A 17,004-nucleotide genomic window follows, 5' to 3' on the forward strand; every position below is an offset into this window, starting at 1 on the left:
GGAGAGTCCTTCACGCCGCCTCGGGGCGGGCCAGCAGGCGATCGATGGGAAAGAGCGGGAGGTCCGGCTCGCGGCCGAGGAGGCGCTCGGCGAGGAGCCGCGCGATGTAGGGGCCGCTCGTGTAGCCGGAATGGACCGAGCCGCAGACGAAGGCGCCCTCGATCCCCGGAACTGGCCCGGCGACCGGCAGGGCGTCGGCGGTCTCGGCCTCGAGCCCGGCCCAGGCCCGGGCCATCCGGGCGGCGCGCAGGGCGGGAATCGCGTGGCAGGCGAGGCGCACGTTGCCGACGACGCGGTCGGGCAGGAGCTCGACGCCGCCGCGCTCGCGGTCGCCCACCCCCTGCCAGCCGCCCCCGATGACGACGGTGCCGTGGGGATACTGCTTGAGCGAGAGCAGGCCGTTGGCGATGCCCACCACCGTGCGCATGATCGGGGCCACCCGCTCGCTGACCACGAGCTGGTTGACCAGCGTCTTGATCGGCAGGTGCACGCCGAGCCAGGCCAGCATCGGCTCGATCCAGACCCCGCCGGCCAGGAGGATCCGCCGCGCCCGCACCGTGCCGGAGGCGGTCTCCAGCTCGAATCCCGCTCCCGTCGGCGTGACGCCGCCGACCGGCGTGTTCTCCCGCAACGCCACCCCCGCCTCGATCAGCGCGCGGCGATACGCGAGGCCCGTGAGGTAGGCGTTGGCGTAGCCGTCGACCCGGCAATGGCCGGCGCTGCGTACGGCCTCCGACAGGCCGGGCTCGATCCGGCGGGCCTGCGCCCCCGACACGAGGGTGATCGGCGCGCCGGCCTCGCGCCGCTTGCCCGCCCGGTAGGCGAGCAGTTCCTCCTCCGCCGGGGTGAAGGCGAGGGACAGGCCGTCGCAGACCACGACGCCGACGTCATGGCCGAGCCAGTCGCGCGCCGAGGCCCACATCGCGTGGGCGCGCAGCGCGTAGGGCATCAGCGCCGTCCGGGTCATCTGCATCGTCAACGTGCCGGCATTGACGCCGGACGCCTCGCGACACAGCGCCCCGCGCTCGAAGAGCGCGACATCCATCCCGCCGCGGGCGGCGAAGAGCGCCGCCGTGGCGCCGTGGACGCCGCCGCCGACCACTGCCAGATCGTGCACGGTCATAGGGGGGCGGGCTCCGGGATCGGGATGTCGGCGTAGTCGAAGTCGCCCATCAGCTCGTCGAAGCCGATCGGGCGCAGGGGCGGGCGGGCCGTGAAGGCGCCGACCGCCTCGCGCGTGCCGACGCGCGCCGCCAGCAGTTCGGCGGCGACGTCGCCGCAGAGGCGCCCCTGGCACGGGCCCATGCCGCAGCGGGTGAACTGCTTCATCTGGTTGACGTCGCGCGCGCCGGCCGCGCAGGCCGCGTCGATCTCGGCGCGGGTGACGTCCTCGCAGCGGCAGACGACCGTCTCGGGGGCGATGGCTTGCACCTGCGCCGGCCGCAGCCGCATCATCCCGGCCATCCGGTCGGAGAACGGACGCTCGCGCGCCATCGCCCGGCGAAGCCGCTCCGCCTCGCGGGCGAAGGCGTCGGGCGCGAGGCGTCCGGCATCGGCGGCGGCGGCAAGCCCGGCGAGTTCTCCGCCGAGCGCGGCCATCGCGGCGCCGCGCAGGCCTGCGCCGTCGCCGACGGCGTAGAGGCCGGAGATCCCCGTGCGCCCCGCCTCGTCGGTGACCGGAACCAGGCCGCCGCGCAGAGGGTCGAACCGGTGCGGCGCCCGCAGGAGGCGCGTCACGTCCGAGCCCGGAACGAGCCCGTGGCCGACGCAGAGCGCATCGACCGCGAAGGTGCGCTCGGGCCCGGGCGCCGGCGCGCCGTGCGCGTCGACGGGGCCGATCACCGCGCGCGCGATCTCCGTCGCGCCCTCGGCCCGGCGCAGGGCTTGGCGGAAGAAGATCGGGATGCCGGCCGCCTTCAGGGAGGTCATCCAGCATGCGCCCTGGCCGAGCAGGCCGGGCCGGGTGAGAAGGTCCGGCAGCGCCCGCAGCCAGTCGCTGCGGGCGGCGAGGTCGGCCACGCCCACCACCTCGACGCCGGCTCCCGCCAGGCCCGCCGCGACGGCGAAGAGGAGGGGCCCGCAGCCGGCGACGAGGACGCGGCGGCCCGGGGCGATGCCGTGCGACTTCAGCAGGATCGTCGCGCCCGCCAGCCCCACCACGCCCGGCAGCGTCCATCCGGGGAAGGGCACGACGCGCTCGTGCGCGCCGCCGGCCGCCACGAGGCGCCCGGCCGAGACGCGCTCCCAGCGCCCGCTCTCCGCGTCGATCATGTCGAGGTCGAGCGAGGCTCCGACCGACCAAACGGTGCGGCCGTAGAGGAGGGTGATGCCGCTGGCGGCCAAATCCGCCCGCAGGGCATCGCCGGGTTCCGCCGTTGCGGCGCGCGCGGCGGGCCGGACCGGCTTGCGCCAGACCTGCCCGCCGGCATCCGGGTTCTCGTCGATCAGGGCGACGCTGAGGCCGGCCCGGCTCGCCGCGAGGGCCGCCGCGCCGCCCGCCGGGCCCGCGCCGAGGACGGCGAGATCGACCGCGTGCCGAATCGGCCCGCTCACGACCGGGCCGCTCCCGGTCGGGGCGCCGCCGCCGGGCCCGCCCCTTGCAGGGTGACGACCATGCCGTCGCGGACCATCGTGACGCAGGCGCGGCGGATGCGCCCGTCCACCGTGACCGCGCATTCCTGGCAGATGCCCATCATGCAGAAGGCCCCGCGCGGTGCGCCGCGCCGCGGGCTCACGCGCAGGGCCCGGCGGCCGCGCGCCAGCAGCGCGGCGGAGAGGATCTCTCCCGGCTCGACCCGCCATTCCACGCCATCGACCGTGATCCGCATCGTCATCCGACCCCGCGCTGCCTGCGAAGGAGGCACCGGCGACCTACAAACTGCGCTTTACAGCACCCGCGAATGTATACATTTTGCAGACCGAAAGCGCAACCGTCATCGACCGGTCGGTCCCTCCACCACCCCCGGACGGCCCTCGCGATCAGGAGACAGCCCATGCTCGGATTCGGGACGATCAGGACCACCCTCGCCGCCGGCCTCGCGGCTCTCGCTCTCGCCGCGACCCCCCTGGCGCCGGCCGCCGCGCGGACGCTCGACGAGGTCATCGCGTCCGGGACGTTGCGCGTCGGCGTCAACCCGACGCTGCCGCCCTTGGCCAAGTTCGACGAGACCAACACGATCGTCGGGTTCGACGTCGATTTCGCCACCGAGATCGCCAAGACGCTCGGCGTGAAGCTCGAAGTGGTCCAGGTCGGCTCGCCCGACCGCATCCCCTTCGTGACCTCGGGCAAGATCGACGTCGTGATGGGGGCGATGACCCGGACGCCCGAGCGCGCCAAGGTCATCGAGTTCACGGTCCCGGTCCACACCGAGGTGCTCGGCGTCCTCACCACCGAGGACCAGCCCTACCAGGACTGGAAGAGCTTGAACGTACCCGGCGTCACCTTCGTCGAGGTCCGCGGTTCCACGCCGGTCAAGTTCATCGCCGACAACCTGCCCCAGGCCAAGGTGACGCTGCTCGACAACTATCCCGATGCCGTCCGCGCTCTGTCGCAGAAGCGCGGCACCGCGATGATCGACGTCATCGATTTCATGGGCGAGCACATGCGCAACTACCCGAACACCAAGTGGAAGATCCTGCCGACCCCGATCGACACCTATTACTGCAGCATGGGCGTCGCCCGGAACGCGACCGGCCTCAAGGACTGGCTGAACGTGGCGATCTTCGACATGCACCGGCGCGGCCGGACCGCGGACTTGTGGAAGAAGTGGTTCGGCATGGACATGATCGCGCCGGTCCAGGCTTCCCCGTACTTCTGATCCCGGGTTTTCGCTGCGGGCGCCTCCGCGATCCGGGCGGCCCGAGAAAGACGACCGATGGGTTACACCTTCCAGTTCGGGCAGGTCTGGCCGTTCCTGCCCCGGTTCTTCGACGCCGCCTTGGTCTCGCTTCAGCTCGCGCTCCTCGCCTTCTGCGGCGGCCTCCTGCTCGGCACGGCCGGGGCGGCGATCCGCACCTATGGCGGGGCTTTCGCGAGCGGGACGGTGAAGCTCTACGTCACGGCCTTCACCAACACCCCGCAGCTGGTGCAGATCTACTTCCTGTACTTCGCGCTGCCGGATGCCGGTCTCGTCCTGTCCTCGTTCACGGCCGTGCTGATCGGCATGACGCTGAACGCCGGCGCCTATCTCACCGAGATCCAGCGCGCCGGCTTCGAGAGCGCGCGGCGCTCCGAGCTTGAGGCCGCCGCGGTCCTCGGCTTCTCGCGCCTCCAGCAGATCCGCTACGTCGTCCTGCCCCACGCGATGCGGGTGCTGCTGCCGCCCCTGTCGTCGCACTTCATCATCATGACGCTGGGCACCTCGATGGCCGCGGTGTTCGGCGTCGAGGAGCTGACGGGCGAGGCCCTGACCCTGTCCTCGCAGACGTTCCGCTCGGTGGAGGTGTTCCTGATCGTCGCCGGCTTCTACGTCGCGCTGACGCTCGTCGCCTCGCTGGCGATCGGGCTGTTCGCGAGGCTCGCCTTCCGGGTCCGGGTGAGGCCGCTGTAGATGATCGAGACGATCCTCGCCGAGTGGCCGCGTTTCGCCACCGTCTACAATGCCGCGTTCCTGGCCCGGGCCGCCGCGACGACCCTCGCGCTCTCGGCGGTCGGCGTCGTCCTCGGCAGCCTGATCGGGGTGGCGGTCGCCGTCGCCGGTCGCACGCGGGCGGCCTGGCTCATGCCGCTGCGGCTCGGCGCCCGGCTCTACACCGAGCTGTTCCGCCGGGTGCCGTTCCTGGTCACCCTGATGCTGACCTTCTACCTGGTCCAGGCCTCGGGCGCCGACCTGCCCCTCGCGGTGGTGGCCGGGATCACCGTGACGCTGATCGCCGGCGCCTATCTCGCCGAGATCGTGCGCGCCGGGCTCGCCGCCGTCCATGCCAACCAGTGGGAGGCTGCCGCGACGATGAACTTCACGCTCCTCCAGACGATCCGTTTCGTCGTTCTACCCCAGGCCTGGCCGCTGATCCTGCCCCCTGCCTTCGGCTTCTTCGTGATGTTCATCAAGGATACGGCGCTCGCCTCGCAGATCGGCGTGATCGAGCTGACCTACGCAGCGCGGGTCCTGAACAACAAGGGGTTCTCGGCGACCCTCAGCTTCGGCTGCGCCCTTCTGCTCTACTTCGCCTTGTCGTACCCGCTCGCCCGTCTCGGGGCCAGACTGGAGACCCGCCTTGCCGGACCTCGTCATCCGCGGCCTTGATGCCCATTACGGCGCGACCCAGGTCCTGTCCGGCCTCGACCTGCAGGTGGAGCGCGGCGCGACGATCGGGCTGATCGGGCCTTCCGGCTCGGGCAAGAGCACGATCCTGCGCACGATCCTCGGCCTCCTGCCCCCGACCCGGGGCGAGATCCTCCTCGACGGTCGCCGGATCGACTACGGCAGGGCGGCGGACGTGCGTGGCTTGCGCGAGCGCGTCGCCGTGGTGTTCCAGCAATACAACCTGTTCCAGAACATGACCGTGATGCAGAACGTCTGCATCACCCCGGTCAAGATCCGCGGCCGACCCCGGCGCGAGGTCGAGGACGAGGCGCGCCGGCTCCTGGCCAAGGTCGGACTCGCCGACAAGCTCTCGGCCTATCCCGACCAGCTCTCGGGCGGGCAGCAGCAGCGCGTCGCCATCGCGCGCGCCCTGGCGCTGCGGCCGGAGATCCTGCTCCTCGACGAGGTGACGGCCGCGCTCGATCCCGAGCTGGTCTCGGAGGTGCTCGACACGATCCGGCTGCTCGCCCGCGAGGGCATGACCATGATGATCGTGTCCCACGAGATGGGGTTCATCCGCGAGGTGTCCTCCCGCGTCGTGTTCATGGCCGACGGTCGCAAGGTCGAGGAGGGCGCGCCCGCGCTCATCTTCGACGCCCCCCAGGAGGCGCGCACGCAGAGCTTCGTCTCGAAGATCCTGCGCCACTGAGGATCGGTTCGCCGGTCCTCAGCGCACGGTGGCGAGGGCGAAGCGCTGCAGGCTGCGGATATGGGCCTGCACGGCCTTGCGCGCGGCTTTCCCGTCATGGCTCTCCAGGGCGTCGAGGATCTGGGCATGCTCGCGCAGGTCCGGGGCGACGCGGTCCTGGAGACGGGCAATCTCGAACAGGCGAGTGGTCACGCGCAGGCGCCGGATCATCTGCGCCAGCACGTCGTTGCCGCTGTTGCGGGCGAAGAGTTCGTGCAGGGCGTCGTCCGACTGCCAATGCGCGTCGGTATGGAGCATGGTCGAGCCCGCCTGGAGCCCGGCGATCTCCCGGCGCACGGCAGCGATCTCGGCCTCCGGGATGTGGCCGCAGGCCGCCTCGGCGGCCTCGGGCTCGAGGATCTCGCGGACCTTGAGGCTCTGGAGATACTCCCCGAGATCCACGTGCCGCACGACGAACGAGCGTCCGCCGCCCTTCACGACGAGCCCTTCGCCCTCGAGCCGTTGCAGGCCCTCGCGCAGCGGCGTGCGGGAGACGCCGAGCTGGGCCGCCAGCTTCGCCTCGACGATGCTGTGGCCGCCGCGCAGCTGGCGCCGGCGGATCATCGCGGTGACGGAGGTGTAGACGAGGTTGACGAGGTTGGAAGGCGCCGCCGCCTCGCCCGCATCGGTGACGCCGGGTTCGATGCCCAAGACCGCTTCGCCCGCCTGATCCATCCGGTGATCGCCGGTCCGGATTGTATGCAGATTGAACGCATTTGCAATGGTGTGGGACGTGAGGTGATCCCCCGGTCGCCGCGCGGTGGGCCGGCGACGCGCCGGAGGCCGGGAGCACGGTGTCGGCGTTCTCCGCCGTCGGGTTCGGGACCCTCCTGACGCGGACCGGGACGTGGAAGCCGAGCGCCGGCAGCGCGTCCGGGTCGTCGCTGCCACGGCAGGCCGCGGCGCCGGCCGGGAGTTTCGTGGGAGACGCCGGAACGCCGTCTCGCGAGGCGGATGCCGTCTCGTCGTAGGCGTTGCCGTCGAAACGGAAAACCCCGAGCGCCATCCGGCGGCGGCGCGATCGGATGGTGCTCTAAATCCGCGGCAGCCGCGGCACGCTGTCCAGAAGGGTACGCGTATAGGCTTGCGACGGGTTCGCGAAGACGGCCGCGACCGGGCCCTCCTCGACCACGCGCCCCTGGCTCATCACCAGCACCCGGTCGCAGAGGGTGCGCACCACGGCGAGGTTGTGGGAGATGAACAGGTAGGTGAGCGAGAGCTCGCGGCGCAACTCGCCGAGGACATCCAGGATCTGGGCCTGGACCGAGACGTCGAGCGCCGAGGTCGGCTCGTCGAGGACGAGGAAGCGGGGCTCCAGCGCGAGCGCGCGGGCGATGCAGACCCGCTGCTTCTGCCCGCCCGAGAGTTCGTGCGGGTAGCGGTGCCTGAAGGCGCGCGGCAGGCTGACGAGGTCGAGCAGCCGGTCGACCCGCGCGTGGAGCGCCGCGCCCCGGGCGATGGTCTGCACGCGCAGCGGCTCGGCGATCGCCTCGCCGATGGTGCGCCGCCCGTTGAGGGCGGAATGCGGGTTCTGGAACACGATCTGCATGTCGCCGCGCAGGCGCCGCATCGCCTCGTCGCCGAGCGCCGTGATGTCCTGGCCCGCGAACATGATCCTGCCGGCGCTCGGCTCGATCAGGCGCAGGACCATGCGGGCGATCGTCGACTTGCCGGAGCCCGATTCGCCGACGATCCCCAGGACCTCGCCGGTCCCGATGGAGAACCCGACGCCGTCGACGGCCCGCACCTCGCGCCCGCCGCTCGCGTGGAAGACCTTGACGAGGCCGATGGCGTGCAGGAGCGGCGATGGATGGAGCGGCGTCACGTCAGGAGAGGTCGGCATGGTGGCACGCGACGCTGTGGGCGGGATCGGCGCGACGCATCGCGGGCCGCTCGGCGGCGCAGATCGCCGTGGCACGGGAGCAGCGCGGGTGGAAGCGGCAGCCGGTCGGCGGGTCGATCAGGCTCGGGATCGTGCCCGGCACGCCCGCGAGGCGCCGGATCTCGCCGTCGATCGCCGGCAGGGCGGCGAGCAGCCCGCGGGTGTAAGGGTGGAGCGGACGCGCCAGCACCCGGGTCGTCGGCCCCTCCTCGACGACGTTGCCCGCATACATGACGGCGATGCGCTCGGTCAGCGCCGCGATCGCCCCGACGTCGTGGCTGATCATCACCACCGTCAGCCGCAGGCGATCGACGAGGTCGCGCAGGAGCCGCAGCACCTGGGCCTGCACCGTCACGTCGAGGGCCGTCGTCGGCTCGTCGGCGATCAGGAGGCGCGGCTTGCCGGAGAGGGCGAGCGCGATCAGCACGCGCTGGCGCATGCCGCCGGAGAGCTGGTGCGGGTAGGAATCGAGCGCACGCTGCGGCTCGCGCAAGGCCACCTGCGCCAGCAGCTCGGCCGCCCGGGTCCGGCGCTCGGCCCGGCCGGGCCTCGGGGCGCCTTGCGCCCGCGCATGGGCGGCGATCGCGTCGCCGAGCTGCCGCCCGATCGTAAAGAGCGGGTTCAGGTAGGTCATCGGATCCTGGAAGATCATCGAGATCTTCACGCCCCGGATGCCCCGCCAGTCGCGCTCGCTGAACGCCGCCACGTCGCGCCCCTCGAACAGGATGCGCCCGCCCGTGCACGCCGCCCGGCCCGGGCCGATGCCGAGGATCGTACGGGCGAGCACGGTCTTGCCGCAGCCGGATTCGCCGACGATGCCCAGCGTCTCACCCGCGTCGAGCGCGAGGTCGATGCCGTTCAGCACCTGCGCCGGTCCGTCGAAGGTCGGAATCGCCAGGTGGTAATCCTCGATCGCGAGCAGTGCGTTCATCGCCAGAAGCACCTCATCGTCCTGCCCACCTCATCGGCCGGAACTCCTGGGATCGAGGATGTCGCGCAGGCCGTCGCCGAGCAGGTTGAATCCGAGCACGGTCAGGAAGATGGCGAGACCCGGAAACGCCGAGTACCACCACCAGTCGGGCATGTAGGAGCGGGCGACCGAGATCATCGCGCCCCATTCCGGATCCGGCGGCTTGGCGCCGAGCCCGATGAAGCCGAGGCTCGCGGCCGAGAGCACGGCGAGGCCCATATCCATCGACAGCTTGACGATGATCGGCGACAGGCAGTTCGGCAGGATGTGGTGCCACAGGATCCAGGGCGTGCGGGCGCCCGCGGCCCGGCTCGCCTCGACGAACAATTCCTCCTTGACCGACAGGGTCTTGGCCTCGACGAGGCGGACGTAGCCCGGCCACCACACGAGGGCGAGCGCCGCGATGCAGTTGGCGATGCCGGGGCCCAGAGCCGCCACGATCGCCAGCGCCAGGGCGAGGCCCGGCACGGCGAGAAAAAGGTCGGTGAGGCGCATGATGGCGCCGCGCAGCAGACGGCTCTTCGTGTAGCCGGCGACGATCCCGAGCGGCACACCGATGCCGGCCCCCACCACCGTGATGATGAGGCCGATCCAGAGCGAGATGCGGGTGCCGACGATGACCCGGGACAGGAGGTCGGCGCCCATCTCGTCGGTGCCGAAGGGGTGGGCGAAGGACGGCGCCAGGAGCCGCTGCGACAGCTTCACGGCGCCGGCCGTGTCGCCCGGATAGGGGGCGAGCCAGGGGCCGAAGGCGGCGAGCACCAGGAACAGGGCGACGAGGGCGAGGCCCAGCATCGAGGAGAACGAGCGGGAGAAGAGGTGGGCGTAGAGCCGCCACTGGCGGATCGTGGTCGCGTGGCGCATCCGGAAGGTGGGCGGCGCGTCGGCCAGGGCCGGGGAGGCGTCCGGGAGAGCCATCACGCGGCCCTCAGGCGCGGGTCGATCCACGCATAGGCGAGGTCGACCAGGATGTTGACGGTCATGAAGCAGAGCCCGATCGCCAGCGTCACCCCGACGACCGGCTTGAAGTCCGAGGCCAGCGCCGAGGAGACCGCGTAGAGGCCGATGCCGGGCCAGTCGAACACCGTCTCGACGAGCACGGTCGAGCCCAGCATCCAGCCGAAGCGCAAGCCGATCATCGCGATGGTCGGCAGGAGCGCGTTGCGCAACGCGTAGACCGCGACGATGCGCAACGGGGCGATGCCGTGGGCGCGCGCCGCCACGACGTGGTCGGATTGCAGGGCCTCGATCATCTCGGCGCGGTTCACCCGGAGGATCGAGGCGAGGCACGGAAAGGAGAGCACGATCGCCGGAAGGAGGATGTGGCCGAGCGCCTCGCGGAAGGTCTCGAACTGCCCGCGCAGCAGCGAATCGACGAGGTAGAGGCCGGTGATCGTCCCGGGCGGCGCCTCCGAGAGCGGCAGGCGGCCGGAGACCGGCAGCCATTCGAGGTGCACGGCGAAGGTGAGCTGGAGCAGGATGCCGAACCAGAAGGCCGGCAGGGCGACCCCGGAGATCGACAGGATGCGGGTGAGGTGGTCGATCGCGCCGTCGCGCTTCAGGGCCGACAGGATGCCGAGCGGCAGCCCGAGCCCGACGCCGATCGTCATCGCGACGAGCACCAGTTCGAGCGTGGCCGGGAAGTAGCGCCCGATCTCGGACAGGACCGGCCTCGTCGTGACGATCGAGGTGCCGAGGTCGCCCCGGGCGAGGTCGCCGAGATAGATCGCGAGCTGCACCGGCAGCGGCTTGTCGAGGCCGTATTCCCGGCGGACGGTCTCGACCATGTCGGCGGTCGCCTCTGGGCCGGCGACGAGCCGGGCGGGATCGCCCGGCGCCACGTTGGTGATGAGGAACGTCAGCACCGCGAGGCCGAGCATCGTGCCGGCGACGGTCAGGAGCTTCTTCAGGACGAAGCGCAGCAAGGGCCGTTCCCCATCGGAGCTATTTCGCGTCGATCCAGAGCGGGTAGAGGTCGACCTCGCCGGTGAACCGGACCGGGCTGAAGCTGAAGCCTTTCAGCACGTCGCGGCGGGCCCAGCGGCGGTTCTGCACCATGCCGAACACCTCCGGCTGGTCGGCGACGATCCGCTTCTGGATCTCGGCGTAGAGCGGGGCGCGCGTGTCCCAGTCGGGCGTGGAGCGCGCCTCGTCGATCATCCGGGCGACCTCGGGATTGTCGTAGAACGACATCGCGAAGTACTGGCCCCAGGAATTCGGATGGTACTGATAGGCGACGGCATCGGGATCGGTCGAGATCGGCGTCACGAAGACCGAGGTCAGGTTGGGCGAGGTCTCCGGCTTCGAGCCCTTGGCCACCATGTTCGGCCATTGCTCGGGCCGCATGTCGACCTTGATGTTGAGGGCGGCGAGGTTGTCGAGGAGGAGGAGGCCGATCCGGCGTGCCTCCTCCAGCCCGGCGATGTGGTAGTACTCGAGCGTGATCCCGCCATTCGGGTAGGCCGACTTCGCCAGATAGTCCTTGGCCTTGGTAAGGTCGCGCCGCGGCATGCCGGGCACGTCGATATGGCCCTTCATGCCGGCCGGAAACACGCTCGTCTGCAGCCTGGCGGCGCCGTTGTAGATCTGGACCAGACCGTCGTAGTCGAGCGCGTAGGCGATCGCCTTGCGCAGGTTCGGGTCGGCGGTCGGCCCGACCTTGTTGTTCATCTTGATGCCGAAGGTCGTCATGCCGGCATGGTCCTCGATCGCCACGCCCTTCTGGCGCGCGACCTGGACGTAGTCGTCGGGGGTCAGGCCCTCGACGATGTCGGATTCGCCCCGCAGCAGCGAGGCCTTCTGGGCGGCCGGCTCGCGGACGATCCGGTAGATCACGCCGGCGGGGCGGTGCGCCTCGCCCTGCGGCCAGCCCTTCCAGTAGTCGGGCAATGCCGCGAGCTCGTGGAGCACGTTGGGCTCCCAGCGCTTGATCGTGAACGGGCCGGAGCCGGCCTCGTGGTCGGTCAGCCACTTCTGACCGTCGTCGCCGTCGACGGCGTGCGCCTCGACCTGCTTGGGATCGACGACGTACCACCAGGGCAGGAACGACAGGAACGCCGCGTAGGGCTTCTTCAGCGTGAACCGCACCGTCCTCGCGTCGACCGCCTCGATGCCCTCGGGCGCGAGGAAGTCCTTCAGCATCCAGGCGACGCCCTTGTTGAGCTTGAGGCCCCGCACGAAGGAGTAGCGCACGGCTTCGGCATCGACCGGATTGCCGCTGTGGAACTTCGCCGTGCCGGTGAGGTGGAAGGTCCAGACCGTGCCGTCGGGGCTGGTCTCCCAGCTCTCGGCGAGCCACGGCTTCACCTCGGCCGGATTGCCCTCGTACTTGACGAGGGCGTCGTAGACCGCCTGCTGAAGCATGCGGGTCGACCAGTCGTAGCGCACGTGCGGATCGAGCACCGGCACCTGCTGACGCCCGCCGAACACGATGACCTTGCGGTCGCCGACGCGCTCGAAGGCGCTCGCCGGAAGGGCGGCACCCGCCAGGCAGGCCGCCGCGAGCAATCCGAGGCCCAGTTTGCGCATGGGGCGAATCCTTCGTGTCAGAGAAGCTGGCGGACGGCGCCGGCGACGATCCGGCGCGACAGGAGGACGGGCACATCGACGGTGTCGCGGATCTCGCGGCGCATCGCCTCGGTGTAGCCCATGCAATGCATGACGATCAGGTCGCACCCGGCGAGCGCGGCGGCGCGCTCCGCCATGGCGTCGCCCGCATAAGGCGAGGCCGCCACGACCTTGGGCGTGCCGGCGAAGACGTGCCGTGCCGGGAATTCCTCGACCTGGCGGGCGAGCGGCACCATCACGCCGAGCCGGGGACAGGACGCGGCGAGCGCCTCGACGGTCGCATCGACGATGCGCTGGGCCTCGACGAGGAGCGTGCTCTCCAGCGGCTCGACCTGCGTTCCGGTGCACAGGAGCACGATCGCGTCATGGCCGTGGCGGTCGATCCTCCGCAGCAGGCCGGACAGGCGCTCCTCGATGCGGGCCTTCGACAGCACCGCCTCGCGCCCGTCGCGCAGGCGGCTCGCGAAGGAGGCCTCCCCATCGGCCGGGTGCAGGGCGGCGATCTCGTCCTCGGTGGCGTCGTCGAGCACGCCGTATTCCCGCGCCTCGACCGCCCCGCCGATCTCGGCCAGCATCTCCGGCACCATGTCGATCCGCGGCGATTGCCCGATCGTCACGAAGGCGAGCCGGCTCGTCCGTCCCATCCGATCCCCCACCCGAGCCCCGTCGATCCGCAGAAAGCTAGTCCCGGGCCGGACCGGGCCGCTATAGGGGAGGGCCCTTAGGGTGGGGGTGGTGAAAGCGTGGGCTTCTGCCTGCGGGGTGCGCAATCGGGGCCGGCCGATGTCCCAAGTCCGATCAGCTGAGCCGCACGAAGGGCTGCTGAGGGTAGAAAACGGTCCAGCCGCTTTTGGAGAATTGGGGACGGAAACCGGCTCTGGCCCAGACGGACGAGACCGCGGCGCAGGCCTGTCGAGATCGAGAGCCGTCCTTACAATGCTGTCTCGACGCTGCTCGCCATCCGCCCGATGAGGTCCATGAGCACGGCGCGCTCGTCAGCCTGAAGACCCGCGCAGGCCGTATCCTCCGCGGCGCGCAGCACATCGCGCCCCGGTTCGAGGCGTTGCAACGCCGTGTCGGTCAACGACACAAGTGTGCTGCGCCGATCGTCGGGCGCTGGTTCGCGACGGATCAGGCCGTCGCGCTCCATCCGCGCGAGTAGCTGCGCCATGCTCGGCTGTTCGACCCCCGCGAGCCGAGCCAGCTCCAGTTGCGTGCGGCGCTCGCCGTTCTTTAGGGCCGCGAGCACGGGAAGCTGAGATGCGGTGATGCCCACCCTCTGTAGCCCCACGTCGTGCAGCTTCGCCAGGAGACGCCCCAACCGTGCGATCGCCAGCGTCGCCATCAGCTCGGGCCGCCATAGGGCTTCCTCCGAATCCATCTTGCATAGGCTCCTATGTTTTTATATAGGTACCTATATGAATACGCCGGTTCCAACATTCACGCAACGCCCCCGCATCGCCATCGTCGGCGGCGGTCCGGGCGGACTAACCCTGGCCGCGTTACTCGAACGCCACGGCTGGACGTCCGCAGTGTTCGACGCTGACACCGCCGCGGATGCGCGCGATCAGGGAGGGACGCTCGACCTGCATCCGAACGAGGGACAAGTCGCATTGGCCAAGGCCGGGCTGCTCGACGCCTTCATGGCGGTCGCCCGCCACGACGATCAGGAGGAGCGCCTGCTTGACCCTGCGACGGCGGCCGTCCTGCGCGAGGAGATCCCGGAGCCGGGCACGGGCCAGCGCCCCGAGATCGACCGGCTCGTCCTGCGCCGTCTGCTGCTCGACGCCATAGCCCCCGGCACCGTGCGCTGGGGTGCTCGTGTGCGCGAGGTCGTCGATCACCCCGCGGGAGGGCACGGCCTCCGACTGGATGACGGTCTCGCGGGTCCCTTCGATCTCGTCGTCGGCGCAGACGGCGCGTGGTCGCGCGTGCGCCGTGCGCTCACCCCCGTCATGCCAATCTACACGGGCGTGACCTTCGTCGAGTTCTGGCTGTCGGAGGTCGACCAACGGCACCCCGCGCTCGCCCGGCTGGTCGGCCACGGCACGATGTTCGCTCTGGGAGATGGGAAGGGCGTAATCGCCCAGCGTAACGGCGGCGGCACGATCCGCGCGTATGCCGCCTTTCATCGGGAGCTGAGTGCGGACGAACGGACCGGCATTCCAGCGACGATCGACAGGGCGGAGGTGCTGGCGCGGTTCGAGGGCTGGGCAGTCCCGCTGCGAGCGCTGATAGCTGAGGCGGACCGGCTCGCGGCAGTGCGCCCGATCATGGCCTTGCCGCCGTCGTTGGATTGGGCAGCGCGGGCGGGCCTGACCGTAATCGGCGACGCGGCCCACGTCATGCCGCCGCTAGGCACGGGTGTAAACCTCGCCATGCTGGACGCAGCCGAGCTGGGCGAAGCGCTGGTGGCGGCGGACGAGTGGGAGGCGGGCGTGGCGGCGTTCGAAAGCGCGATGTTAGCGCGGGCACGTCGAGTTTCATTGGAGTGCCAGCAAGGCTTCTCCGACATGTTCGGCGTGGGTGGAGCGCAGCGCGCGCAGGACCTCGCTCCCCGGTAGATGCGAGACCGGTCGGGAGCGAGCCTACTGCGAATGTCGCGAATGACTGCTTCCGAGCTGAAGCGACACGCGGTGGAACGGCTGGGTCGGGTGCAGGCTGTGTGAAAACGCGGTTTTGGTAGCTGGGTCGATGAGTGCGTCCTTGCAGCGCGCTCGCGTGCGGAGCGGGCTTAAGCCTGGATTGCCGCGATCAGCGCTCCAACCCCAACGATCTGGATCATGCGCTTCATGTTGTAGGCCAAAACCTGCAGGCTCATCTCGCTTCTGACCTTCGCGAGTGTCTGGGTCAGGAAGTGTGTCGCCCCCATCCAGGCCTACATCGTGCCGAATGGATGACGCATCGCTTGCAGGTCTTTCATCTGCTCGCGTAGATCTGTGATCTTCTCAGTGAGCCGCGCCGTGCGTGCCTCGTCGACGTCACTCGGCTGGCAGTCGGGCCGGTCCAGGGCCGCGAGGTCGCGGGCGACGCTCGCCTCGACCTGAGCCAGACGCGTCTCGACCTTTGCCACGGTGAAGTTCTTGTCGCGATTGTTGACCGCCTTGAACTTGCTGCCGTCGATCGCAACGACCGCCTTGCTGAACAGGTTCAGCCGACGACAGAGAATGACGAACTGTACGCAGGTGGCCTGGATCGCAGGGCCATTGTTCTTGCGGAAGTCGGCCAGGGTCTTGAAGTCGGGCGTCAGCCGCCCGGTCAGCCACATCAGCTCGATGCTGCGCTGGGTCTCGCGTTCCAGACGGCGGCTCGACAGGACGCGGTTGAGGTAGCCGTAGAGGTAAATCTTGAGAAGTGTCGCGAGGTCGTAAGCTGGACGGCCGGTCGCCTCAGGCACTGCTTTGGCAAAGCCGAGATTTGCAAGATCAAGTTCGTCGACGAAGACCTCGACGAGGCGGGCCGGATTATCCGCCTCAACGTAATCATCGAGGCAGTCAGGCAGCAAGCGTGCTCTGGCGTCGATCCTCACCGGCGATGAAGCGGGCCATCCCGACCTCCTCAGATCGGCGACAAGCTTAGCAGATTACGGCGTTTTCACACAGCCTGGGTCGAACGGCCCTCCGTACAGCGGGCCATCTGATTCCCTGCCCTAAGCACCCGGCGCCTCCGACGCCATCACCAGCCGGATCAGCGCCCCCAGCGAGCCGACCTCCATCTTGCCCATCACCTTGGAGCGGTGGATCTCCACGGTCTTCGGGCTGATCGCGAGCTGGCGCCCGATCGCCTTCGAGGTCAGGCCCTCGGCCATCAGGGAGAGAACCTGCCGCTCCCGGGGCGTCAGCCGGGCGAGGCGCTCGCCGTAATCGGCGGGGCCGGTGCGCGGCTCGCCCGCCGGGGCACCGCCCTGGTCGAGGAGGAGCCGGATCGCGCCGGCGACGATGCGGCGGGCGAGCACGACCGGGCGGCCGGTCGCCCGCGCGACGATCGCGCGGTCGCGCTCGTCGAAGGCGACCGAGTTCAGCACGATCACCTCGCAGCCGCCGAGATCGACGATGGCGCGGGCGAGCGCGTCGCGGTCGCCCGGCATCGCGTGCGTGATGCTGACCGGATAATCGGCGAGCGTGGGAAGCTGGACCTCCTCGATCTGCCGGGCGATCGGCTGCACGATGCCGAGGCGCTGCTCCTCCGCCGCGAGCGCCCGGATGCCGGATTCGATGGCGCGCTGGGCGTTCACCATCGGGGTCGGGCTGTCGAAGTCGCGCAGGAGCCCGGTCGAGAGGATCACCACGAGGTCGAACTCGCGCGGGCGCAGGGAGGCCAGGATCGCCGCCATGCGCTCGCCGACCGCCGCCTTCGAGACGACGACGTCCTCGCCGCTGCGCAGGCGCGTGACGAGCGACGCCTCGCCGATCCCGGGCACGAGCGCGGCGATCTCGGCCGGCGACAGCCCGTCGAGGGCGCCCCGCTCGACCGGCTCGATCGGTCCGTTCAGCTGGAGCAGGATCTCCGGGACGATGTCGTCCCGTGGGCTCTGGCCGGCCTCGATGAACACCACGCGCTTGAGGCGACCCGCCACGAAGAACCCGCTCCC

18 protein-coding genes and 1 pseudogene are annotated in these 17,004 nt (G+C 70.4%); 5 read left to right on the plus strand and 14 right to left on the minus strand.

Annotated elements, in window-relative coordinates; translation table 11 throughout:
* Positions 1–10 precede the first annotated feature (10 nt).
* The 3 genes from G4G93_RS02840 to G4G93_RS02850 are packed head-to-tail and all read right to left on the minus strand — an operon-like array spanning position 11 to position 2,834.
* Positions 11–1,123, minus strand: coding sequence for an FAD-binding oxidoreductase (locus G4G93_RS02840; RefSeq protein ID WP_165080940.1), 1,113 nt, complete (start codon positions 1,121–1,123; stop codon positions 11–13).
* Positions 1,120–2,553: a (2Fe-2S)-binding protein gene (locus tag G4G93_RS02845; protein ID WP_206289511.1), complete on the minus strand. Its 1,434-nt coding sequence runs from the start codon at positions 2,551–2,553 to the stop codon at positions 1,120–1,122. Before G4G93_RS02845 ends, G4G93_RS02840 begins: the two co-directional genes overlap by 4 nt.
* Positions 2,550–2,834, minus strand: coding sequence for a (2Fe-2S)-binding protein (locus G4G93_RS02850; protein ID WP_165080944.1), 285 nt, complete (start codon positions 2,832–2,834; stop codon positions 2,550–2,552). The genes G4G93_RS02845 and G4G93_RS02850 overlap by 4 nt, the downstream gene beginning before the upstream one ends.
* Before the next feature lie 159 nt (positions 2,835–2,993).
* Between G4G93_RS02850 and G4G93_RS02855 the strand changes: the two genes are divergently transcribed.
* The 4 genes from G4G93_RS02855 to G4G93_RS02870 are packed head-to-tail and all read left to right on the plus strand — an operon-like array spanning position 2,994 to position 5,955.
* Entirely contained in the window at positions 2,994–3,818 is an 825-nt protein-coding gene (locus G4G93_RS02855) for a transporter substrate-binding domain-containing protein (protein ID WP_165080946.1), read from the plus strand.
* A 57-nt stretch (positions 3,819–3,875) separates the two neighbouring features.
* Entirely contained in the window at positions 3,876–4,550 is a 675-nt protein-coding gene (locus G4G93_RS02860; RefSeq protein WP_165080948.1) for an amino acid ABC transporter permease, read from the plus strand.
* A complete protein-coding gene (locus G4G93_RS02865) occupies positions 4,551–5,246 on the plus strand; it encodes an amino acid ABC transporter permease (RefSeq protein ID WP_165080950.1) in 696 nt (231 codons plus the stop codon).
* A complete protein-coding gene (locus G4G93_RS02870; RefSeq protein ID WP_165080952.1) occupies positions 5,218–5,955 on the plus strand; it encodes an amino acid ABC transporter ATP-binding protein in 738 nt (245 codons plus the stop codon). Before G4G93_RS02865 ends, G4G93_RS02870 begins: the two co-directional genes overlap by 29 nt.
* An 18-nt stretch (positions 5,956–5,973) precedes the next feature.
* Here G4G93_RS02870 and G4G93_RS02875 read toward each other — a convergent pair whose 3' ends face one another.
* From G4G93_RS02875 to G4G93_RS02910, 8 genes are all read right to left on the minus strand, one after another.
* Positions 5,974–6,645 (minus strand): GntR family transcriptional regulator, encoded by a 672-nt coding sequence (locus G4G93_RS02875; RefSeq protein ID WP_246736477.1) that lies wholly within the window; start codon positions 6,643–6,645, stop codon positions 5,974–5,976.
* Positions 6,646–7,027: 382 nt separating this feature from the next.
* Positions 7,028–7,837, minus strand: a complete 810-nt coding sequence (locus G4G93_RS02880; protein ID WP_165080956.1) for an ATP-binding cassette domain-containing protein — start codon at positions 7,835–7,837, stop codon at positions 7,028–7,030.
* Positions 7,821–8,807: an ABC transporter ATP-binding protein gene (locus G4G93_RS02885; RefSeq protein ID WP_165080958.1), complete on the minus strand. Its 987-nt coding sequence runs from the start codon at positions 8,805–8,807 to the stop codon at positions 7,821–7,823. Before G4G93_RS02885 ends, G4G93_RS02880 begins: the two co-directional genes overlap by 17 nt.
* Positions 8,808–8,837: 30 nt before the next feature.
* Complete coding sequence (locus G4G93_RS02890; RefSeq protein ID WP_165080960.1) at positions 8,838–9,764, minus strand: ABC transporter permease; 927 nt, start codon at positions 9,762–9,764, stop codon at positions 8,838–8,840.
* Positions 9,764–10,771 carry an ABC transporter permease gene (locus G4G93_RS02895; RefSeq protein ID WP_165080962.1) on the minus strand — a complete coding sequence of 336 codons (1,008 nt, stop codon included), beginning with the start codon at positions 10,769–10,771 and terminating at the stop codon, positions 9,764–9,766. The genes G4G93_RS02890 and G4G93_RS02895 overlap by 1 nt, the downstream gene beginning before the upstream one ends.
* Before the next feature lie 19 nt (positions 10,772–10,790).
* Complete coding sequence (locus G4G93_RS02900; protein ID WP_246736478.1) at positions 10,791–12,374, minus strand: ABC transporter substrate-binding protein; 1,584 nt, start codon at positions 12,372–12,374, stop codon at positions 10,791–10,793.
* Between the two features lie 17 nt (positions 12,375–12,391).
* Positions 12,392–13,057 carry an AroM family protein gene (locus tag G4G93_RS02905; RefSeq protein WP_165080964.1) on the minus strand — a complete coding sequence of 222 codons (666 nt, stop codon included), beginning with the start codon at positions 13,055–13,057 and terminating at the stop codon, positions 12,392–12,394.
* Between the two features lie 287 nt (positions 13,058–13,344).
* Positions 13,345–13,794 (minus strand): MarR family winged helix-turn-helix transcriptional regulator, encoded by a 450-nt coding sequence (locus G4G93_RS02910; RefSeq protein WP_246736479.1) that lies wholly within the window; start codon positions 13,792–13,794, stop codon positions 13,345–13,347.
* Between the two features lie 37 nt (positions 13,795–13,831).
* Between G4G93_RS02910 and G4G93_RS02915 the strand changes: the two genes are divergently transcribed.
* The gene (locus G4G93_RS02915; protein WP_165080966.1) at positions 13,832–14,977 is read left to right on the plus strand and encodes an FAD-dependent oxidoreductase; all 1,146 of its coding nucleotides are present in this window, start codon (positions 13,832–13,834) and stop codon (positions 14,975–14,977) included.
* A gap of 170 nt (positions 14,978–15,147) precedes the next feature.
* Here the strand turns inward: G4G93_RS02915 and G4G93_RS36695 are convergent, their stop codons facing one another.
* From G4G93_RS36695 to G4G93_RS02925, 3 genes and pseudogenes are all read right to left on the minus strand, one after another.
* Positions 15,148–15,285: a hypothetical protein gene (locus G4G93_RS36695; protein ID WP_409513817.1), complete on the minus strand. Its 138-nt coding sequence runs from the start codon at positions 15,283–15,285 to the stop codon at positions 15,148–15,150.
* Positions 15,286–15,315: 30 nt separating this feature from the next.
* Positions 15,316–15,961: pseudogene (locus G4G93_RS02920) on the minus strand (transposase); the annotation flags it as partial.
* 101 nt (positions 15,962–16,062) lie between these two features.
* Positions 16,063–16,989: an AroM family protein gene (locus tag G4G93_RS02925; protein WP_165080968.1), complete on the minus strand. Its 927-nt coding sequence runs from the start codon at positions 16,987–16,989 to the stop codon at positions 16,063–16,065.
* Positions 16,990–17,004: the final 15 nt, after the last annotated feature.

Origin of the sequence: Methylobacterium sp. DB0501, assembly GCF_011043735.1 — a bacterium.
Lineage (GTDB): Bacteria > Pseudomonadota > Alphaproteobacteria > Rhizobiales > Beijerinckiaceae > Methylobacterium > Methylobacterium alsaeris.